This is a genomic window from Paractinoplanes aksuensis (assembly GCF_024137025.1).
GTDB lineage: Bacteria > Actinomycetota > Actinomycetes > Mycobacteriales > Micromonosporaceae > Actinoplanes > Actinoplanes aksuensis.
Genome location: NZ_JAMYJR010000059.1, coordinates 40519 through 60827, shown reverse-complemented (window position 1 = coordinate 60827; position 20309 = coordinate 40519). Strand labels below are relative to the sequence as shown.

Annotated in this window: 12 protein-coding genes and 2 pseudogenes; 5 read left to right on the top strand and 9 right to left on the bottom strand. The window is 72.0% G+C overall.

What is annotated here, in order from left to right; translation table 11 throughout:
* The first annotated feature begins 24 nt into the window (after positions 1-24).
* A complete protein-coding gene (gene eccB / locus M1L60_RS43705) occupies positions 25-1413 on the top strand; it encodes a type VII secretion protein EccB (RefSeq protein ID WP_253243517.1) in 1389 nt (462 codons plus the stop codon).
* 1 nt (position 1414) lies between these two features.
* On the opposite strand, the gene M1L60_RS48150 is transcribed toward eccB, so the two are convergent.
* Positions 1415-1897 (bottom strand): hypothetical protein, encoded by a 483-nt coding sequence (locus M1L60_RS48150; protein WP_253243527.1) that lies wholly within the window; start codon positions 1895-1897, stop codon positions 1415-1417.
* A gap of 277 nt (positions 1898-2174) precedes the next feature.
* Positions 2175-2297 (bottom strand): annotated as a pseudogene (locus M1L60_RS48435) (hypothetical protein); the annotation flags it as partial.
* Between the two features lie 33 nt (positions 2298-2330).
* On the opposite strand from M1L60_RS48435, the pseudogene M1L60_RS43690 reads away from it, so the two are divergent.
* Positions 2331-2666 (top strand): annotated as a pseudogene (locus M1L60_RS43690) (O-methyltransferase); the annotation flags it as partial.
* A 75-nt stretch (positions 2667-2741) separates the two neighbouring features.
* Here the strand turns inward: M1L60_RS43690 and M1L60_RS43685 are convergent.
* The 6 genes from M1L60_RS43685 to M1L60_RS43660 all read right to left on the bottom strand — a co-directional run bounded on the left by M1L60_RS43685 (position 2742) and on the right by M1L60_RS43660 (position 8469).
* The gene (locus M1L60_RS43685; RefSeq protein WP_253243516.1) at positions 2742-4097 is read right to left on the bottom strand and encodes a toll/interleukin-1 receptor domain-containing protein; all 1356 of its coding nucleotides are present in this window, start codon (positions 4095-4097) and stop codon (positions 2742-2744) included.
* Positions 4098-4099: 2 nt separating this feature from the next.
* Positions 4100-4366: a hypothetical protein gene (locus M1L60_RS43680; RefSeq protein WP_253243515.1), complete on the bottom strand. Its 267-nt coding sequence runs from the start codon at positions 4364-4366 to the stop codon at positions 4100-4102.
* Positions 4367-4445: 79 nt separating this feature from the next.
* Entirely contained in the window at positions 4446-5735 is a 1290-nt protein-coding gene (locus tag M1L60_RS43675) for an FAD-binding oxidoreductase (RefSeq protein ID WP_253243514.1), read from the bottom strand.
* Positions 5732-6217, bottom strand: coding sequence for an RrF2 family transcriptional regulator (locus tag M1L60_RS43670; RefSeq protein ID WP_253243513.1), 486 nt, complete (start codon positions 6215-6217; stop codon positions 5732-5734). Before M1L60_RS43670 ends, M1L60_RS43675 begins: the two co-directional genes overlap by 4 nt.
* Before the next feature lie 135 nt (positions 6218-6352).
* The gene (locus M1L60_RS43665) at positions 6353-7945 is read right to left on the bottom strand and encodes a serine/threonine-protein kinase (protein WP_253243512.1); all 1593 of its coding nucleotides are present in this window, start codon (positions 7943-7945) and stop codon (positions 6353-6355) included.
* 242 nt (positions 7946-8187) lie between these two features.
* Positions 8188-8469: a pyrophosphorylase gene (locus M1L60_RS43660; RefSeq protein ID WP_253243511.1), complete on the bottom strand. Its 282-nt coding sequence runs from the start codon at positions 8467-8469 to the stop codon at positions 8188-8190.
* A gap of 168 nt (positions 8470-8637) precedes the next feature.
* On the opposite strand from M1L60_RS43660, the gene M1L60_RS43655 reads away from it, so the two are divergent.
* Together M1L60_RS43655 and M1L60_RS43650 are read left to right on the top strand one after the other, a co-directional pair.
* The gene (locus tag M1L60_RS43655; protein WP_253243510.1) at positions 8638-9135 is read left to right on the top strand and encodes a hypothetical protein; all 498 of its coding nucleotides are present in this window, start codon (positions 8638-8640) and stop codon (positions 9133-9135) included.
* A complete protein-coding gene (locus tag M1L60_RS43650) occupies positions 9125-13909 on the top strand; it encodes a DUF6531 domain-containing protein (RefSeq protein WP_253243509.1) in 4785 nt (1594 codons plus the stop codon). Before M1L60_RS43655 ends, M1L60_RS43650 begins: the two co-directional genes overlap by 11 nt.
* Here M1L60_RS43650 and M1L60_RS43645 read toward each other — a convergent pair.
* Positions 13849-18051 (bottom strand): FtsK/SpoIIIE domain-containing protein, encoded by a 4203-nt coding sequence (locus M1L60_RS43645; RefSeq protein ID WP_253243508.1) that lies wholly within the window; start codon positions 18049-18051, stop codon positions 13849-13851. The two genes, M1L60_RS43650 and M1L60_RS43645, sit on opposite strands and share 61 nt — an antisense overlap.
* Positions 18052-18368: 317 nt before the next feature.
* Here M1L60_RS43645 and M1L60_RS43640 point away from each other — a divergent pair, with 317 nt between their 5' ends.
* Complete coding sequence (locus tag M1L60_RS43640; protein WP_253243507.1) at positions 18369-20180, top strand: serine/threonine-protein kinase; 1812 nt, start codon at positions 18369-18371, stop codon at positions 20178-20180.
* Positions 20181-20309 lie beyond the last annotated feature (129 nt).

Here is a 20309-nt window from a genome sequence, read left to right as displayed (position 1 = left end):
AGCCCGGCCTCTACAGTGGGGGCCATGCCGAGCCGCCAGGATCAGCTCCACTCCTACCAGTACGCGAACCAGCGGGTGGTGGCGGCGCTGATCAGTCAGGACCCCGATCCGGCCCGCTCCCCGATGCGCCGGGCGGGCATGACGGCCCTGGTCAGCCTGCTCATCGCGGCCATCGCGGTCGGCGCGGTGTCGATCTACGGAATCCTGACCGGCAACAGCAACACCAGCGCCCGCGACTCGAGCGTCATCCTGCAGGAGAAGGGGACGGGAGCACAGTTCGTCTTCCTGAAGTCGGACAACCAACTCCATCCCGTCATCAACTACAGTTCGGCTCTGCTGCTGGCCGAGGGCACCCCACCTTCCGTACGCAGTCTGTCGCCGAAGAGACTGGCCGAAGTTCCCCTCGGTCCCGCGCTCGGCATCCCGGACGCGCCGGACTCCCTGCCGTCCCGCTCGGCGCTGCTCGGGGGCCCGTGGTCGGTCTGCACCGAACGGCTGGACTCCGAACTGCGGTCGACCGTGCTGGTCGGGACCATTCCCACTGGCGGTCGCCTGTCCGTCGCGGCCCGCGAAGCGCTACTGGTCAAGGCGCCCAACGGCCGCGTCTCGCTCGTCGAGGGCAACCGGCGCTTCGCCATCCCGGCCGGCGCGGAACTCAGAACGCAACGCGTGCTCGGCTGGGCGGCCCAGACGCCCTGGCCCGTGACGACGGCCTGGATCAACGCCATTCCCAGCGGGCCCGACCTCGCGCCGCCCCGCCTGCCCGGTGTCGGTGGCCGATCGCCGGTGCCCGGCCTCGAGATCGGGCAACTGGTCACGGACGCGGGCCAGACCCAGTTCGCCGTCCTGCTGGCCGACGGGGTCGCGGCCGTGACCGAGCTCCAGGCCCGGCTGTTGCAGGCCGTGCCCGGCGCCTCGGCCCCACGGGCCGTCAGCAACTTCGTCGATCTTCAGCCGTCGCAGACGAAGATCACTGACGCCGGTGAACCCGGCGCCCTGCCGCCGACCGTGCCGGCCCTGGCCGAGGGCACGCCGCAACGGGCCTGCATCACGGTGCCGGTCCGCGACCAGAAACGCGACGGCATCCGCATCGACCCGACCGTTCCGTCGGGCACGGCCGTCCGCGCCTCGGCCGACGCCGACCAGGCCAAGGCCGACGTGGTCTTCGTGCCCCGCGGACAGGGCGCTCTGGCCGTCTCGGTGACCGGCCCGAACGCCCCGGAGAGCACCGGCGCCGTCGGCGTCATCACCGACACGGGCACCATGTATCCCCTGGCCAGCCGCGATCTGCTGGGCAAGCTCGGCTACGGGAAAGCCAAGCCGGCCGCGGTCCCCGGCGAGGTCCTCAGCCTGTTGCCCACCGGCCCCACCCTCGACCCGGCGCGCGCCCAGCAGATTGTGACGGCCGAGTGAGTCAGCTGTAGGCGGCGTCGATAGTCGCTGTCACCGGCTGACCATCGACAGCGCCGGTGGCTTTGACGGTCGCCGTGCCGGGCGGGATCGACGCGGCCCGGGTGTTGAACGACTGGTACGCGGTCTGGCCGGGCTCCACGTCCGGCACCGTCCTCGAGCCGTACGCCGTGGTCAGTTCGATGCTCAGCGGGATGGAGCCGGTGTTCCGGGCGCTGACCGCCACGTACGTCGTCGTTGCGATCTTCTGGGTTTTCGCAGTGGCCTGCACTTTGAGGGTGGCCAGCTCGTCCTTCGCCGCATCGGCCGCCGTCACCAGCGCGTTCTTCTCGGCCGCGGTGAACACGCCGGCTGTCACGAAGGCGGTGGCCGTGTCGGTCACCGTCGTGACGAACTGCTGGTGGGTGGCGAACGGGGCGTGGTCCCAGACCAGGTCGAGGAAGGTCGGGCCGTCCGTGCCCGGGGACGGGATGCCGGTGACCGGCACGTCGTACGCCGGTAGCCCGTCGTTTCGGGTCGCCGGCCGCGGTGACCGGACCCGGGGTGATCGCGGCCCGCGAGTAGTCGCCGTCAAGCTTGAGGTGGCGGTAGAGGCTGAGTTCGCGCCAGACCGAGCCGGTGCCGAGGATCTGCAGCAGTACCGGGCCCCAGAAGACGGCCTGGGTGTCGGGCCGGTCGGCGGCCCGTTCGATGCGGACACTGAACGGCATCCGGATCTTCACCACGTCGCCGGGGCTCCAGGTGCGGCTCAGGGTGACGTAGGTGGACGGCTGAGCCGTCAAGTTCTGCCGTGAGCCGTTCACGGTGACGGTGAAACCGCGCACCGCCCAGCCGGGCACCCGCAGCTTGAGGTCGAGCGGGCCGCTGCCGTCGACCGTGAGCGTCACCTCGTCGGCCCGGGGGAACCCAAGGTCAAGGCGGCCCGCGCCACCGTCGAGGCGGCCGGGTTCAGCGACCTCGTGACCGTGCTCGCGGGTGAAGCGCCGGCCACCCTCGGCACGGTCGGCGGCCCGATCGGCCTGGCCCTGCTCGACGGCTGGAAAGAGATGTGCCTGCCCGTCCTGCGCCTGCTCGAGGACCGGCTCACCCCCGGCGCCCTGATCATCGGCGACGACTCCACGTTCGACTCGATGACCGACTACGTGTCCTACGTCCGCGACCCGGCCAACGGCTACGTCAGCGTCGACTTCCCGGTCGAGGACGGCATGGAACTCAGCTGCTGGACGGGCGCGGGCCGGCCGCCGGTGACGGAGTAAGAACGTCCAGGGGATCAGCACGCCGCGTCTGACCGCCGGCCGGAGATGGCACGATGTCACGGCGCGCGAACGTCGTCACCAAGGGCCGGGCTCGGGAGGCACGACCGAGTCGGCATTGCTGTGCGGTGGCCGGTCGGCCGCGGTGACGTCGCCGGCTTCGATGGCCCGGAGCAGCTGGTGGACGCCGGCGTCCCAGTCCTGCGACAGGTCGACGTGGTGGAGGGTTTCGAGGGTCTCGCCGGCGCCCAGGTCGAGGTGGGGAATCGCGCACGGTTCGAGTTTCACGGGCAGGAACCAGCGGCGGTCACGAGGGCGCAGTCGCAGTTCCTCGACGGCGGTGGTCATCTCCTCGTTCATGTGGGTGCGGGAGCGGCGGGCGTAGGCCGGTGAGAAGCAGGCGATGAAGAAGTTTCCGTCGCGGATGGCGGCCTTGACGACCCGCGGCCAGCGGTCGCCCACGATCAGGTGGGTGCGGTCGAGCCAGACCTCGATGCCGTGGTCGCGCAGCGCGGTGGCGAGGCGGTCGACGACGGCGGTGTCCTCACGCAGGTACGAGATGAAGACGTGCGGCGGGGGCATGGGCGGCGGCTCCTGATCGGTACGGGGCGGAAAGGCGATGCCGATCAGCGCCAGCGTCGAGCGGAACAGGTTGGGTTCTTCGGCGAGGGCGGGGCTGTGGACGAGCGCCGCCCGCGGCGGTTCGCCGACACGTCGTACCGCAATGTCTTCGGTCGCGGCCGGCAAGAGGTACGGCCGGCCGGCCGAGTTCTTCCAGCCTTCCGGTGTCGGGTAGGCGATCCGCAGCATCGGGTCCCCGGTGGCCCGGGCGATCATCGCCTCCAGATCGCCCGGGTCCATGTGCCGGGCCCGAGGCAGCACGTCGCCGAACGCGGCGAAGGCGAGCCACTGCCGGGCCAGCCCGGCCACGAAGAACAGGGGCAGGGCGCCGACCATGGCCGCGCCGATCAGCAGACTCAGCGTGGCGTCCCCCTCGGCCGGACGGCCGTCGTCCCGGTAGGCCGCCAGCAGGTTGATCACCGAACCGGACAGCAGGCAGACCGTCGCCCCGGCCACGACCGTCGTCACGGACGAACGGCGCCGTTCGCGTGGGCTGCTGATCGTCCGCCGGACCAGCAGGACCAGGCCGCAGAAGGCCAGACCGAGCATGATCACCAGCGCCGTCCCGCGCAGCCGCAGGTAGAGCGCCGCGTCATCGACCACCCGCACCGGACTGGGACCGCACCAGTCCGCGCACAGCGGGACCGGCGTCTTGGTGAACAGCAGCACGACCGACGCCGCGGCGGCGCCGGCGGCCATGACGGCCACCAGACGCCGCTCGCCGGAACGGCCGATCCGACCGGTGGGATAGGACAGGACCAGGTGGACGACGAGCGGCAGCTGCAACCAGAAAGCGGGCACGCCGATCAGCACGGTCAGTTCCCGGCCGGCATCGTGGCCGGCAGCTGCAGGCCGGTATTGATGTCGGACGCGACCGTGGCCAGACTCATGGCCGACAGACCGAGACCGATACGACTCTGCGGCCGGAGGAGTCGGGCCAGCGCGCCGGACACCGCGAAGAGCGTCCCGATGGCCAGCCACACGAAGGCCCGCGCATCAGGCATCCGGCCGTAGGACAGACCCAGCCACAACTCGACGCACTCGGCCGCGATGCAGACGGACAGCACGGCTAGGGTCCGCACCGAAGCAGCTTCGCACGACGCACGACGCGTCGAAAACGTGAAACCCGTTCGAGGGACTAACCCTGTCTCGCCCCTGCTATCAAGCGCGGACCGGGAAGTTCGACCGGAACACGCCGTACGGGTCGTGGTTCTGTTTGATGTTCCGCAGCCGGGTGACGACCTCGGGGGTGAAGGCGTCGGCCACGGATTCGGCCGGGCCGAGGAAGGTGTACGGCTTGCGGCCGCTCACCGGCAGCGCGGCGGCCAAGGCGGCCTGCCGGTCGGCGACGGCGCCGGCGGTGGCCGGGTCGAACGGGACGCCGAACAGGGACAGCGCGTGCGGCTCGGTGAGCGGGCCGTGCGGGCTGTCGGACGGCTGGGCGAACGCGCCACCGAGGTGGCGCAACTGCACGCTGATCAGCGGCGCGATCGGCTCGGCGAGCAGCGTTGCCGCCACGGTGTCGTCGAGGGTGGTGAGCAGTTCGCCGCGGGACAGGCCGGGGCTGGGGTCGGTCGGTTCGCCGGTGATGCCGCCGAGTTCGGCCACGGTCATGACGCGGCGGCTGTCGGACAGTGGCTGCGGCAGCCGGTCCAGCGGGGCCAGCAGGTCACGGGCCTCGGCCTCGCCGCCGAGGTGCGTGGCGTCGATCGCCACCACCGGTGCGCCGCCGGGGAAGTGCAGCAGGTCGAACCACACGGTCAGCTCGTCCGGCGCGGTGGCGGTGATTTCCCGATACGCCTCAAGCACCACGGCCGCGTGCTCCCCTGTCCACAAGACCCGCCCGCCGAACAGTTGCGGCGCCGGCGCCAAGGCGAGTTCGACAGCGGTGACGATGGCGTAGTCGCCGCCCCCGCCGCGCAGGGCCCAGAACAGGTCGCCGCCGGTGACGTGCTGCGAGGTGCCCTCGGCGTCCACGATGTCGAAGGCGGTGACGCGGTCGGAGACCCAGCCGTGGGCGCGGCCGAACCAGCTCAGCCCGCCACCGAGCGCGACACCGGTGACGCTGACGACCGGTGAGCTGCCGGGCAGGCCGGTCAGTCCGTGCTCGGCCGCCGCGGCCTGCAGGCGGCCGGACGCCACCCCGGCGCCGACCCGGGCCCGGCCGGCCGCCGGGTCGATCTCGATCGTGTCGAGCCGGCCGGTGCGCAACAGGATCGTGCCGCCGGTGTGCCCGGAGGCGCCGTGCCCGTTGGGCTGGGTGGTGATCGTCAGGCCTTCGGCCCGGGCGTACCGGACCAGAGCGGCGACGTCGTCGGCGTCGGCCGCCTCGACCACGGCGTCGACCGGCTGGTCGACCGCCCGGTTCCAGGGCTGCCGGGCGTCGTCGAAGGCGGCGTCGCCGGGCAGCAGGACCTGACCGCGTACGGCGGCGGTGAGTTTGCCGGTCATCGCTTTCCCTCCAGGAATCTGTTCGCCACGAGGGCCGGGGCGTCCGGGTGGGCGCGCTCCACATCGGCCTTCAGGGCGGCTAGAGTGCGGGCGGCCAGTTCGCGCCGCCACGCCAGGTCGGCCTGGCGCATCGACTGCGAGACCAGGCACGAATGGCGGTAGTCGGTGGCCGGGTCGGCGCCCGGCCCCCGCTGGAGCAGCTGCTCGCAGCGAAACGCCTCGTCCGGCCCCTCGATCGCCACGACCACGTCGAGCAGGGTGATCGACTCAGGATCGCGGGCCAGCCGGAAACCGCCGCGCGGCCCGGAAACGGACGACAGGATGCCCGCGCGGGACAGGGCCTGCAGCTGCTTGTTCAGGTACGCCGCGGGCAGCCCGTAGAACGCGGCCAGCCGGGCCGTCGAGATCGCCTCCCCACCGGGCAGCCAGGTCATGTTCAGGCAGGTGTGCACCGCCCACTCGACGCCCTCGCTCATCCGCATTCCTGGACACTACATATCCAGGATTAGCTCCGCAAGGATCCCCTGGTGAGGAACGGGACTCAGGAGGACTCTTGTCTCGGGCGTCGCCACCTGCGCTGACAAACCGAAACCGTACGCACAGAAACGCCGCCTCCGTCAGAAGCCGCTGCCGCTGTCGACGTCGACCTCGGTGACGGTCAAGGCTTCCCCGTCCACGCTCGCGGTCAGACCGTCAGCTTCCAGCGACGGCGCGGGCTGCGGCTGGTCGCCGACGGACAGCACACCGACCCGGCTGCCGTCGGGAAGGACGATCCAGCCGCCCTTGACCTCGGCGTTGCGTACCTTGCCGGCCGCCTTGTAGAGCCCGGAGGGCTTGTAGACCCGCGGGATGGTGAAGTCGGTCGAGATCCCCTTGGCGTCGACCGAACCGGTAGCCTCGTCGTCGGTGAAGCGGCCGGCCAGCGTGCCGCCCTTCTTGCCGGTCAAGTCGAACGTGCCGGCCGAAACAGTGCCGCTGAACCAGGCCTCGACCCGGTTCCCGTCGCACAGGTACGCGGTCGCGACGCCGTCGCGCAGGGCGAGATAGAGCGTGCCCTTCCCGCCGGGCAGGTGCGCGGCGAAGGTGACCCGCGTGGTGTCGCGGGCCTCGGTCGCCACCAGCTCGGTCGGCGTGACCGGGCCGGGGGCGGTGGTCGTCCCGGTGACCGCGGCCGCCGGGGTCGTGGTGGTGACACCGGGCGCCGGCGCGCCGTTGTGCTCGCCGGCCGCCGCGCTGACGGCGATGCCGGTGACGACCGCGGCGACCACGGCGAGCCCGCCCGCACCGGCGCCGATGGCGATACGGCGCCGGCGACGGTGGTGGTCGCGCCCGGAACCGACGGTGGCGAGAGGGGCGTCGGCCGGGTGGGCGTTCGAGCGGAGCCGGGTGTCGCCGGCCCAGGTGCCGCCCGGGTCGGCCCCGTACGGGAAGCCGGTCGGCGTTGGACGCTGCGCCGTGGCATCGGCGCCGGCGGATCGCAACGTGGCGGCCACGCTGCGGGCCGACGGCCTGTCCCGCGGGTCGGTGGCCAGGCAGCTGAGGACCAGCGCCCGGAGGCCGTCGGGAAGGGCAGCGGCCCGGCCACGGGAGCCGGTGGCCAATTCGGTCAGCAGCACGCCCAGCGCGTAGACGTCCGCGGCGGCGGTCGCCGCCCCGCCGCGGGCGATCTCCGGCGCGATGTAGCCGGGCGTGCCGCCGGCGGCTGCCGGATTCGCCTCGAACAGCAGGGCAGAGACGCCGAAGTCGCTGATCTTGACGCGTACGGGATCGGTGCCATGGGCCACCAGCACGTTCTCGGGCTTGAGGTCCAGGTGGACGACGCCCTGGGCGTGCGCCGCGGCGAGGCCCGCCGCCACCTGAGCGCCGATGCCGCTCACTTCGGCGGCGGGCAGCGCGCCGCCGCGTCCGGCCAGGTAGCCGCCCAGGTTCGGCCCGTCCACCAGCTCGGTCAGCAGCGCGATCCGGCTGTTCTCGACCACCAGGTCGCGCAGGCCCACGATGGACTCGTGGTGCAGGTCGCGCAGCGCGGCCTCCTCGCGCAGCAGGAGGTCGCGCACGCGCCGGTTCCCGGCGAACTGGGGACGCAGCAGCTTCGCCGCGACGTCCGGCCCGCCCGACCGGCGGCCGGCCCGCCGGACGATCGCGGAGGCGCCCCGGCCGATCTCCTCCCGCAGGAGGTATTCGCGCCCCAGCGGCTCCTCACCGGTCATGCCACTACTCCTACTCGATCCACCTACGGTCCGGACAAATTCGACTCGAAAGTACAGACCTTTTCCATACCCGAAAACGGGTGAACGGCGCACCACCGTCTGACTGAAAGGCCAGGGCAAGGGGCCGACGGGTGGTCGGAACGCCATCGACCGGCGCTCGCCGGACAGCGCCGGACAACCGAACGGATGAACCCGTCAGAATGACTGATTCACCCCTTCGGAAATACGATGTCGGTCGGCGTTCAGGCGCCGCCCGCGGCCATGATGTTCTGGGCGATGCTCTGCAGCTTCTGTTGCAGCTCGTCGAGCTCCTGCCGGGCCTTGTCCAGCGCGGCCTTCGTGGACGGCCAGATGTCACCCCGGAACTGCTCGGCCAGCGGCCCGTCCCACACCTCGGGCTGAGACAGCTTGGTTCCCTCATTGTTGAGCTGGGTGATCTGATCGGCCAGTCCAGTGTTGACAATGGACTGGATCCGTTGGATGGAGGCCTTCGCCTCGTCGGTCGAAAGTACCCGTCCCGGCATCTGTTCACGCTCCTTCGTGTCGACGTCCAAGCTCCATTCCCGAACGCATATCGCCCATCGGTCGGACGTATGAATTCGAAAGGCTGCCCGGTGTATTACCACCCCCACGCCGGATCCCTACGGTGACCGGTAAGTGGCACTCACCGATCTCCAACGAGAGGGCGGATCTTGGCTCGCACGCACGCGAACACCGACCCGGTCCGGTTCGACTTCGTAGCCGCTCAGCGGCTCATCGCGGAGTTGCTGAACGCGGCCGAGTCGCTCCGCGCCACCCAGGCGGCCCGGCGCACCCTGGCCAACCAGGCCCGCGAGGAGTGGCGGGGGGTCTTCGCGAAGCAGTTCATCGCCGATCTCGAGACGGGCGACGCCGACGCCCGGCGCCTGGCCGCATCCTTCGAGGAGGCGGCCGACGGAGTCCGGAAGCTGGTGCGCTCGGCCGAGCGTGAGCAGGAGCGGCGCGCTCGAGCCGCGAAATACGAGGAGCAGCAGGAACGGCGCAGCAACCTGGCCAAGGCGGGCGACTTCGTGCTGGACCAGCTCGGCCTGGGCGGCGACGATCTGCCCCCGCCACCACCGCCGGAGGACGAGCCGGAGTTTTACAGCGGGCCGGTACGGATCAACCCGGCCGTGCTGCACGCCGAAAGGGTGAACCTTCATGTCGACTAGCTCCGCCCGACCCGACGACCTGCGGAAATTCGCTGACGGAGTGGCGCCGTTGGACGGCGAGCTGACCGACCGCCAGCGCCGGCTGTCCGCCGCCCATACGGACTTCGTGAGCGGCCTCGGCTGGGGCCGCTTCGACGCGACGGGCGCGGTCCGGGCCCTGGACGACTTCGTGCGGAGCAACGAGCGCCAGGGTCAGCAGGTCGGCCTCATCGGCGCCCTGTTCGAGCGGGCCGGCGGACGCTCCTCGGTGAAGAAGCTGGACAACAGCGTGATCCAGGAGTACCTGGACGCGACACGGCTGGGCGGGCCACGCCAGCACGTCACCTACGACGAGCCCACGGCGTACGGTTTCCCACCGACCAGCGGCTACACGAACGACCCGGTCAACGCGGCGAGCGGGAACTTCGTCCACGCCGAGACCGACCTGGAGGCAGGCGGCCTGGTCCTGCGCCGCGTCTACAACAGCCGCTCGACCGCGGGCGGAGGACACGGCACCGGCTGGTCGTCGTGGGCCACGACCCGGCTGAGGGCCAGGGATGACGGCGCCCACTACGCCGGACCGGACGGGCAACGGGTCGTCTTCGGCCGTCAGGGGCCGGGTTACGGCCGCGCGACGGGGATCGACGCCCTCGTCGAGCCGACCGACACCGGACTCGAACTGCGCTGGTTCGACGGGCGGACCTGGGCTTTCGACCAGTCCGGCCGGCTCGTGACCACAGCCGCGGGACCGGGCACCCTGATCACACTGAGCTATGACGACGCCGGTCGCCTCGCCCGGTTGACCGATGAGAACGGCCGGTCGATCGAGCTGGCCTGGTCGGGCGAACGGATCGCGGCAGCCGCTCTGAGCACCGGCCGTACGGTCGCCTACCGGTACGACGGAGCAGACCGTCTCGTCGGCGCGGGAGCCGTGCGCTACGAGGTGGACGACGACGACCGGGTGAGCGCGATCGTCGACGCGGACGGTGTGGCCGAGGTGGTCAACACCTACGACGACGACGGCCGGGTGCTCACTCAGAAGACGCCGTTCGGCCGCGAGGTGCGCATCGCCTACCTACCCGGGGGCGTCACAGTGGTGACCGACGAAGCGGACGGACCCGCCAACGCCTTCGTGCACGACTCCCACGGCCGTCTGCTGAGCGTGATCGACGGCCACGGCGCTCGGCTGAGCCGCGCCTACGACCAATGGGGCAACCCGGTGTCCGTGACCGATCGCAACGGCGCGGTAACCACCATGGAGTGGGACGATCGCTCGCGACTGATCGCGGCCACCCGGCCCGGCGGGGTCACGCTGCGTTATCGGTACGACGATCGTGACCGTCTGGTCGAGGCGGCCGCCGGCGCCACCATCGTCGTCCGCTACGAGTACAGCGGCGCCGAACGTCAACCGAGCCTGGTCGTCAACCCCGATGGCGGCGTCACCTCGGCCGAGGTCGAGGGCGGCCGGGTGCGCCGAGTGACCGACCCGGACGGTGTCACGTTGTCCTTCGGCTACGACCAGCACGGTGATCTTGTCTCGGTGACCGACGCCGCCGGGGCGACCACCACCCTCGAACGCGACGAGGCGGGCCGGGTGACGGCGACCGTCACTCCGCTCGGCCGGCGCAGCGAGTTCGCCTACGACGGCGCCGATCGGCTCACGGGATGGAGTGATCCGGTCGGCGCGGGCTGGCAGTTCGCCTATACCGCAGCCGGACGCCTCAGCACTGTGAGCGATCCGCTCGGTGCTCGGCGGAACCTCACCTACGGCCCGCACGGCGGACTCGAGACGACCACCGACGCGTTGGGCCATTCCACCGGTCGCTACTACGACCTTATGGGCAACGTCGTTCGCCGGACAGAACCGGACGGCGCCAAGTGGGACTTCGGGTACGACGCCCTGTGCCGGTTGACCAGCACGACGGATCCGGCCGGTGCGACCTGGCTGCGCGAGTACGACGCGGTCGGCGACGTGGTGGCGACCGTCGACCCGGTGGGCGTCAGACGAACGATGTCGAGGGATGAGGCCGGCCGCGTCGTCGCCCGGAACGACGGTCTGGGCACCGCCGCGGTCGAATACGACTCGCTCGGCCGCGTCATCGCCGTGCGGCGAGCCGACGGCAGCGAGCTGCTCACGACGTACGACCGCTGTGGTCGCACGGTGTCGGTGACGGACGGCACGGGTGCTGTCACTCGGGCCGAGTACACCCTGGGGGGCCGGGTCTCGAAGGTGATCAGCCCCGAGGGCCGCGTCACGACCTTCACGTACGACACCTGTGGGCGACCGGCGAGCCGGGCCGACAACGCGGGACGCACCGTGGAGTACCGCTACGACGCCGACGGCGCGGTCATCGAGGCCGTCCAGCCGGACGGGCTGGTCGCGACCTATGCCTACGACGGCGCGGGACGTCTCGCAAAAGCCGAGGTGCCGGGGCTGGGCGCGGTCCGGTACCGCTGGGACAAGGTCGGGCGGCCGACCGAGGTCACCGACTCCGCGTACGGCACTCGTCGATTCCGATTCGATGCCGCGGGCCGGATGATCGAGGCGGTGGATCCGCTCGGGCACGCGACGGCCTACCAGTACGACCGACGAGGCTGGCTCGTCGCGGTCACCGATCCGCTGGGCGGCCGGTCCGTCCGCCGTCTCGACGAGGTCGGCCGGCTGACGGCGGTGACCGACCCGCTCGGCCGGACCGAATCGATGTCGTACGACCCCGCGGGCCGGCTCATCGAGCGGAGGGACGGCTCGGGCCGCAGCACCCGATGGGCCTACGACGCCGCCGGGCGGACGCGAGCGGTAGCCGCCGGCGACGTCGAGATCACCATCACGCGGGATGCCCTCGGGCGAGTGGTGGCGGTCGACGAAGCCGGCTCTGTCCGGCACGAGTTGTCCTGGGACGCGGCCGACCGCCTGGTCGCCCGCAGCCGCGACGGCAAGGTCGTGCGGTGGCGGTACACGGCGGACGGCAACCGGGCGGCGATGGCCTGTCCCGACGGCGCCGAAACCACCTACCGCTATGACGCCGCCGGGCTGATCGAGCGCATCAGCCAGCCCGGGCTCGGTGAGCTGCGCCTGCGCCGGGACGCGGCCGGACGAGTCGTCGTCGCCGAGGGCGAGGGCGTCCGGGCGGCCTGGCGATATGTGAACGGGTTGCTGATCGGCTACGACTACTCCGGAGCCGGGACGAGTTCCGCCACGCTGACCCGGAACGAGGCGGGCCAGATCACTGCCGCGACCGTGGACGGCGCCACGACGGTCAAGAGCTACGACGCCGCGGGTCAGCTGGTAGGCGACGGTGACCGCGCGTGGGAGTACGACGCGGGTGGGCGGCTCGTGCGGGACGGCGACATCCGGTACACGTACGACGCCGCGGGTCAGCTGCTCTCCGCCGGTGACACCGCCTTCGAGTACGACGCGGCCGGACGCCGCGTCGCCGAACGGCGCGCCGGTGGCGAACGCCGGTACGCATGGGACGCCTTCGGCCGGCTCAGCGGGGTGGAGGATGACGGTCAGCGGCTGACCGTCGTGGTGGACGCGCTCGGCGAGCTCGCCGCGGTCGGTAGGACCGACGTGGTCTGGGACACCGCCTCGGCACCGTCGGCTCCTCTGATGATCGGCGCGAGCGTGCTGGCCGGCTGGGGCGTTCCGTGGGCCTCCGTCACCGGTGGCACTGCTGACCGGCTGACGCCGGACTGGCGCGGCACACCGGGTGGCGGCCGAGACGCTTGGGGCGCACCCGCCGCGAGCTCGCCCGGGATCGGATTCCGCGGAGAGGTGGAGTTCGCCGGGCTGGTCTGGCTGCGCGACCGCGTCTACGACCCGCGCTCGCGCGGCTTCCTCTCCGTTGATCCGCTGGCGGCGGTGCCCGGCAGCGGCTGGGCCACGAATCCCTATCATTTCGCGGGCAACGACCCGTTCGGAAGAGTGGACCCACTGGGGCAACGGCCGATCTCCGACGCCGAGCTCCGCCGGATGCGCGACAACGCATGGGACCGGCTCGGAGCGTCGATCCGGGGAAAGGTCAGCGACGGCCTCGACAGTGTCAGTGACACGGTCGGTGACGCGTTCGGCGCGCTCAAGGACCTAGGCGGCGACGTGTTCGACTGGTTCGGTGACCACTGGGAATACCTGCTCGCCATCGGCGTCGGCGCCGCCGGTCTCGTTCTCATGTCGACCGGAGTGGGCAGCCCGCTGGGCGCCGCACTGCTGTACACCGCGGGATCGGGTCTGTTCAGCGCGGGAGTGAGCATCGGCGTGCAGGAGGCCGTCGACGGCGGGGTGAACCGGGACAAGGTCTTCCTCGACGGCGCGTTCGGCGCGGCCGGTGGTCTGGCCGGTCGCGGCGCGGGCGTGCTGGTCAACCGGGCCGCCTCCAACGCGGCGGGCCGGTTCGGCACCGAGTCGGCCGGGCGAGCGTCGGCATTCTTCGCCGGACCAGCCGGCGACGTACGCCGTCGCGTCGTGTCCTACCTCGCCGACTCGACCACAGAAGGAGTGGTCAACCGGACCAGTGAACTGGTCCAGAAGGACAAGCGCGTCGACATAGGCGGCGGCGCCGAGTGGCAGGATCTCGCCAAGATCGCGAATCCCATGAACATAGCGACCGACAGTCTCGGCGTCCCCGGTGTGAAGCACAGGTTCGGCATCGGTGTTGCGGAACATTCCTCCTTTTGGGCGACGTTCGGTGACAACACAGCGCTCAAGGCGGTTGAGAACGCCCCGAAGCTCGGTAATCACCTGGTGGACGAATTCGCGACCTGGACGATGTCCCAGTCGCCGTTGTGGACCAGGTAGCCGCGGCCGACGCCGAGGGTGACCGGGGAGCGGCGGGGCAGGGTGATGCCGACCAGGTCGCCGTCCAGGTCGATGCTGGGGCGTAGCAGGAGGCCCGTCTTCGAGCGGCGGATGGCCTGCGTCCAGTGGCCGTAAAGGCCGCGCAGTGTGTCGGCCCGCCCGGCGATGATGACGTGCAGGTCGGGCCGGGCGGCGGCGAGCAGGCCGGCCAGCGCGCCGTCGGCGTCGTCGAAGGTCTCGGCGTCGTCGACGAACAGCACGGTGCGGCCTGGCTGGGTGCGCAGCTGGACCAGCATCGCCGTCGCGGCACCGCCCGCGGCGGCGAAGAGATCCAGGTCGGGGCTGTCCTTGAGCGGTGACCGGCGGCTGCCGGTGGCGACCAGCCGCGTGTCGCCGGCTCGGCGCAGCACAGCCGCCAAGGTCAGCAGCGTCGTGCTCTTGCCGCTGCGGGCCGGGCCCGCCACCAGCGCGTGCTCGCCCTCGTAGAGGCTGAAGCCGGTCACGTCGAGATCGGACTCGCGCACGCCGAGCGGAATGTGCCACGGCTCGTCCGACAGGTCAGCCGGCCGCGCCAGCTCGTCGACCGTGACCGCGGCCGGCAGCACGCCGATGGGGCTGGCCCAGCGGGCCGCCCCGGGATGACGGGCCGCCACCGCCTCGGCGACCGCACCGGCGCTGGGCAGCGGCAGGCCGACCTGGGCCTGCAGTCCGTCCGGGGTCACCACCATCCGCCCGGGCACCGGCGCCGGGACGTCCTTGCGGTTCAGGCCGGCCTGAACGTAGTCGTAGGGGTCGGGCAGCCGGAACAGCCAGCGTTGGGTGGTGACCGCGACCCACGGCCCGGGCACGCCGGTCAGCCGGTCGGCCGACACCGCGAACGAGATGCCGGCCGCGGGGCCGTCGGCATAGAGTCTCGTCAGCACGTCCAGCACCGCGGTGCCCTCGGCGTCGTCGAACTCGGCCCGCAACGCCCCCAGATTGTCGATCAGCACCACGATCCGCCGGGCCGACCGGGCGCCGCGGCGCCGATCGAGCTCGGATCGCAGGTGGCGGATCAGTCGTACCTGGCGCTCCCGGTCGTCGGCGGCCACGACCGCGCCGGTGTGCGGCAGTGCCTCGAGCACACCGAGACCGCCGGTGCCGTGGTCCAGCGCGTACAGCTCGAGCTCCTCGGGACCATGGGTGGCGGCCAGGCTCAGCGCGATCGCCTGCAGGGTCGTCGTCGTGCCACTGCCGGGGATGCCGAACAGCAGCACGTTCCCGTCCGCGGGGTCCCACGCGTACGGGAACTGGATCTGTCGCGTCGGGTCGTCGGCCAGCGCGACCGCGGCCCGCCCGTCGACCGCCGGCAGTCGCGTGAGATCGACGCGGTCGCCCAGGGGCTCCGGCCAGGGGCGTCGCGGCGCGGGCAGGCCGGCCTCGCGGTACGCGTCGGCGATGGCGCCGACCAGCCGGGCCAGATCGGTCCGGGCCTCGTCGTCGCGCTCCGCCGGGGACGCGTCGTCCGCGGGATCGTGCCCGAACACGAACGGCCGTACGTCGACTGGGGCGTCCTGCTCGGCCGGGGTGACACAGGTGACCAGCGCGGTCTGGATCGGCACGACCTCGCCCGGGCCGAGCCGCACATACGCGCGGCCGGGGAGACGCCGGTTGATCTGCGCGGCGTCGGCCACGCCGAGCACGTCGGTCGAGTCGGCCTGGTCCTGCACCCGCAGGGCGATCCGCAGGTTCGTGTTGGTGCGGATGTTGTCGTTGACCGCGCCCGACGGCCGCTGCGTGGCCAGGATGAGGTGGACGCCGAGGGTGCGGCCGCGCTGGGCGATGCCGACCAGAGCGGACAGGAAGTCGGGCAGCTCGGCCGCCATTGTCGCGAACTCGTCGATCACCACGACGAGGCGGGGCATCGGCTCGGCGGGCCGCTGCCTGACGTACTCCACCAGGTTGTCCGCGCCCGCCGCGCGCAGCTGGCGCTCGCGGTGCCGCAGCTCGGCCTCCAGCGCGCGCAGGGCCCGCTCCCCCAGCTGCTCGTCCAGGTCGGTGACCATGCCGACGGTGTGGGGAAGCCGGGCGCACTCGTCGAACGCCGCGCCGCCCTTGTAGTCCATGAGCACGAAGGTCAGCTGCGTCGGGTCGTGCTGGGCCGCGAGCGCGGCCACGAGGCTGCGCAGCAGCTCGCTCTTGCCGGAGCCGGTGGTGCCGCCGATCAGGCCGTGCGGCCCGTCCTGCACGAGGTCGAGGCCGAAGACACCACGCTCGGTGACACCCAGCGGCGCCGCCGCCGACGCCGGCTCGGACCGTCTCCACCGGTCGAGGATCGACGCGGCGTCCACCTTGGCCAGGCCGAGCATCGGCAGCAGACGTACGCCGTCGGGCAGCCCGGCCCCGGCCAGCCGCAGCTCCGGGTCGTCGAAGCGGGCCAGGTCGCGGGCGCATCGCCGCGCGGTGCCCATCGACAAACCGCCCAGCAGCACGTCGTCGACCGCCGTGCCCAGGCCGGGCCGGCGCACGGTCGCGTCACCGTCGGCGCCGACGGCCTCGATGACCGTGTCACAGGCGGCCGGCAGCCGGTCGGCGGTGGCGGCCAGCACGATGCCGGCCACCGGCACTTGCGGGCTGGTGGACAGATAGTCCGGCCGGGCCGCGACGCGGGCCGCGTTGAGCAGGTCGCGGGCCGGTGAACGGTTGCCGTCGGTGAGCACGTCCGAGTCGAGCACCACCAGCACCGTGCCGTTCGCGGCGCCCTTGGCCAGCTGTTGCAGCATGGCTTCACTGCGTTCCCGGTACGCGGCGAGCCACTGCCCGGCGCCATCGGGCCGGCGGGTGTGCGGCAGCCACTTGCACCAGTCCCATTCCGGCTCGCGTCCGGGGTCGGCGAAGACGCCGACGGTGAGGTCGGCCGGTCCGTGCAGCACCGCGGCCTGGCAGATCAGCCCGCGTGCGACGGCCAGGGCGGCCCGGCGGTCGCCGACGACGCCGACCACACCTCCGTTGCTCAGGTCGACCTCGACGGGGGCGGCGATCAGCCGGGCCCGGGCCACCCGCTCCCGGACGACGGCCGGCAACCGGCCCTGCTCGGAACGCACCGGGGGCGTCCACGAGCAGTCGGCCAGACCGGCGTTCAGGGCGAGAAAGTCGGTGTGGCCGGGACGGCGTTCCCACAGCCGGGTGCTGGGCAGTTCAGCCCGGCGCAGCACTTCGGCCAGATCGGGCAGCCGCTCCCGCAGCCGGCGTCGCTCGACCTCACCGGACGCCACCAGCTTGTCGCTGAAATCCTCCAGCTCGGCTTCGTACTTGCGCCCGCCGGTGGCTTTCTCCTTGCGGGTACGCCGGCGTGACTCCACGTACGTGCCGATGCCGATCAGCGGCGAGAGCAGGGCGAACAGGGCAAACGTCAGGTTCTTGGTGACCACGACCAGCACCACGGCCAGGACCAGCGGGCCCACGGTGGACACGATGCTGAAGTGTGGCTTCGACGGTTCAGCCGGCTCGGCCGGGACGGTCACTTCGTCGGGCGGCGGCAGCGGGGCCGGGCGGGGCGGCCGGTTGAACGACACCGTGCCGTCCGCACCGGCGTGCCGCCGCAGGTCAAGGCTGCGCGGCCGGTCGGCCCGCCGGGCCGGCCGCACCTGCAGGGCCAGCGCGCCCACGGTGATCACGTCGTCGGCGTCGACGGTCCGCGGCAACCGAGCCTCGATCGCCTTTCCGTTGACGGCGACGCCGTTGGCCGCGCCGAGGTCGGTGACGGCGATGACATCGTCCTCCACCGTGACCGCTGCGTGCCGCCGCGACACGGTCGCGTGCCGCAGCGGCACGTCGGTGAGCTGATCGCGTCCGATCACCGCACGGGGGCCGGCCAGCGGAAACGTCCGGCCCGAGTCCAGACCGGCGAGCACGGCGATCTGGCGGTCCGGCTCACCGGCAGGGACCGGGTCCCGGCCGGAGAGGACGAGCCGGGATCCCTCGCGCAGGCCGGAATCCTCGATCGGGGCCGAGGAGTCGACCGGCCGCCCGTCGATCAGCACGGACACCGGGACGGGCCGGTCGTCGACCGCCCGGAGCAGATCGGCCAGCCGCGCGTCCCGGCTGCGCAACCGGACCTCGAGTTCTCGCTCGTCCCCGGCCGCCGAGAAGATGATGTGCACGCCTACCCCGCATCGTCGACCACGCTCAGGTTAACCATTGCCACGCTGTGCGGTTAAACGACCAGGACGTCGAGCCGGGCACAAGCCACCGAACGGCGCGGAGTCACCGGCGACCGGACCACGGCCGAACACCCCCGCCGATCGGACCGAACGACCGACCCTGCGCGAGACCGGGCCGACGTTATGGTCGCCCGGCGGCACGTACCGTCGGAGGTGACCGCTTCATCCGGTTTCTCGAAACGTCGGTCATCGATGGCCGGCGAGCCCCGTCGAGCCGGACCCGACCCGCACATCCCGCGCTGTCAGGAGATCGCTGCATGCTTCCGCTCATCCCGGCCGATCCGGACACCGTAGGCGGCTTCGAACTGCTCGCGCGGCTCGGTGCGGGCGGAATGGGCCAGGTCTACCTCGGCCGGCGACCCGACGGCACGGCCGCCGCCATCAAACTGATCCGGCCCGAGCTGGCGCATCAAACCGACTTCCGCGCGCGGTTCCGCCGGGAGATCGCCGTCGTCCGGCGGGCCGACAGCCCGTACACCGCCCGGGTGATCGACGCCGGCCCGGACGACACCCCACCCTGGTTCGCCGCGGAGTACGTTCCCGGCCCCTCGCTGGCCGAGCTCGTCGGTGAACACGGAAAGCTCCCGGAACAGTCCGCCCGCGTCCTGATGGCCCAGCTGTGCGCCGGCCTGGCCCACGTACACGATCTCGGTCTGGTCCATCGCGACCTCAAGCCGGCCAACGTCCTGGTCACCGGGGCGGGGCCGCGCATCGTCGACTTCGGCGTGTCCCGGGTGCTCGACTCGAGCACCATCACGCTGACCGGGCAGGTGCTCGGCAGTCCCGGCTTCATGTCGCCCGAGCAGGCGCTCGGCACCGGCTCGGCCGGCGCGGCGACGGACGTCTTCTCGCTCGGCGCGCTGATGACCTTCGTGCTGACCGGCGCCTCACCGTTCGGCGCCGGCCAGACCGCGGCAATCGTGTACCGCGTCGTGCACGAGCCGCCCAACCTCGACGGCGTACCGGACTCGTTGCGCGCCCTGCTCGCCGACTGCCTGGTCAAGGACCCGGCCGATCGGCCCACCGCCGCCGAGCTGCTCGACCAGCTCTCACCCGGCCCCACGCCGGACGGCTGGCTGCCGGAGCCTGTCATGGCCGACATCAGCCGGCGCGTCGCCGAACTCGACGCGCTCGAAACGCCCCGGCGCTCGGAGCCCGACGAAACTGTCCTGCGGCCCAAGCGCCCGGCGGAGCCGGCGCCTCCTCTCGCGCCGGCGCCGGCCCGGGCGAGCTCGCGGGGCCGCGTCCTGGTCCTCACCGGGGCCGGCGTCGCCGCCGCGCTGCTGGCGGCCGGGGGCACAGCATTTGCCGTACGCGGTGATTCGCCCGACAAGGCGGCCGTGCTCGGTGAGACCAGGCGCGAGGTCGTCGCACAACACGATCCGCCCAGCACGCCGGCCAGCACCCGGCCCGCGGTGTCGTCCTCCCCGGCCACTGCACCCCCGCCGGCCTCATCTCCCACCGCTGTGCTTCCGGTGGTGACCGCTCCAGCGGCGCCCCCGCACCTCGATGACCCCGCACCGAGCACTTCGAAGCCGACCGGCGCCCGGCCGCCCACACCGGACGCTCCCGCCCGGACCCCCACCGAACGAGCGGCTCAGCGGCCGGTCCCGATCGAGAAAAATGTCCAGCCGACCCCGGCCGGTTGTGTCCGGGTCACCATCCGGAACCCCGGTCCGAGCGGTTCCGTGCCGGAACAGATGCTGGAGGTGAGCGCGTCGAGCGGCCAGCTGCTGCCGAGAATGCGGAGCGAGGTCGTGGGCGCCGCCCGGCAGGTCTGGTTCGCCTGTGGCTCGGGAAACGTCACCACCATCCGGTCCGCAGCGATCAAGGAGGGCTACTGCCTGACGGAGCTCGGCGGCTCGTCCGTCGGAGTCCGTCCCTGCGCCGGCAGCGCCGGCCAATCGTGGAACCACCGCTACCACGGCAAGGATCAGCACGACCGAGACCATTGGACGATGGTCAGTTCGGCTAGCTCACGCGCCCTGGAGTTCAACGCCGGAACGGTGCGCGTCGCCCCCGAGGCGAACCTCTCGTACCGCCAGCTGTTCTGGTACTGGCAAGCCTAGGCCTGATCCTGCTCAGCTCGAACAGCAACAACGAGGCGGCGTCATGGAGGAACCTGGGACAAAGCCAGGACCACCGCATCGGAGGAACGCCCGCATGCTGGTCCGGCTCATCCGTGCGAGTCGGACCAG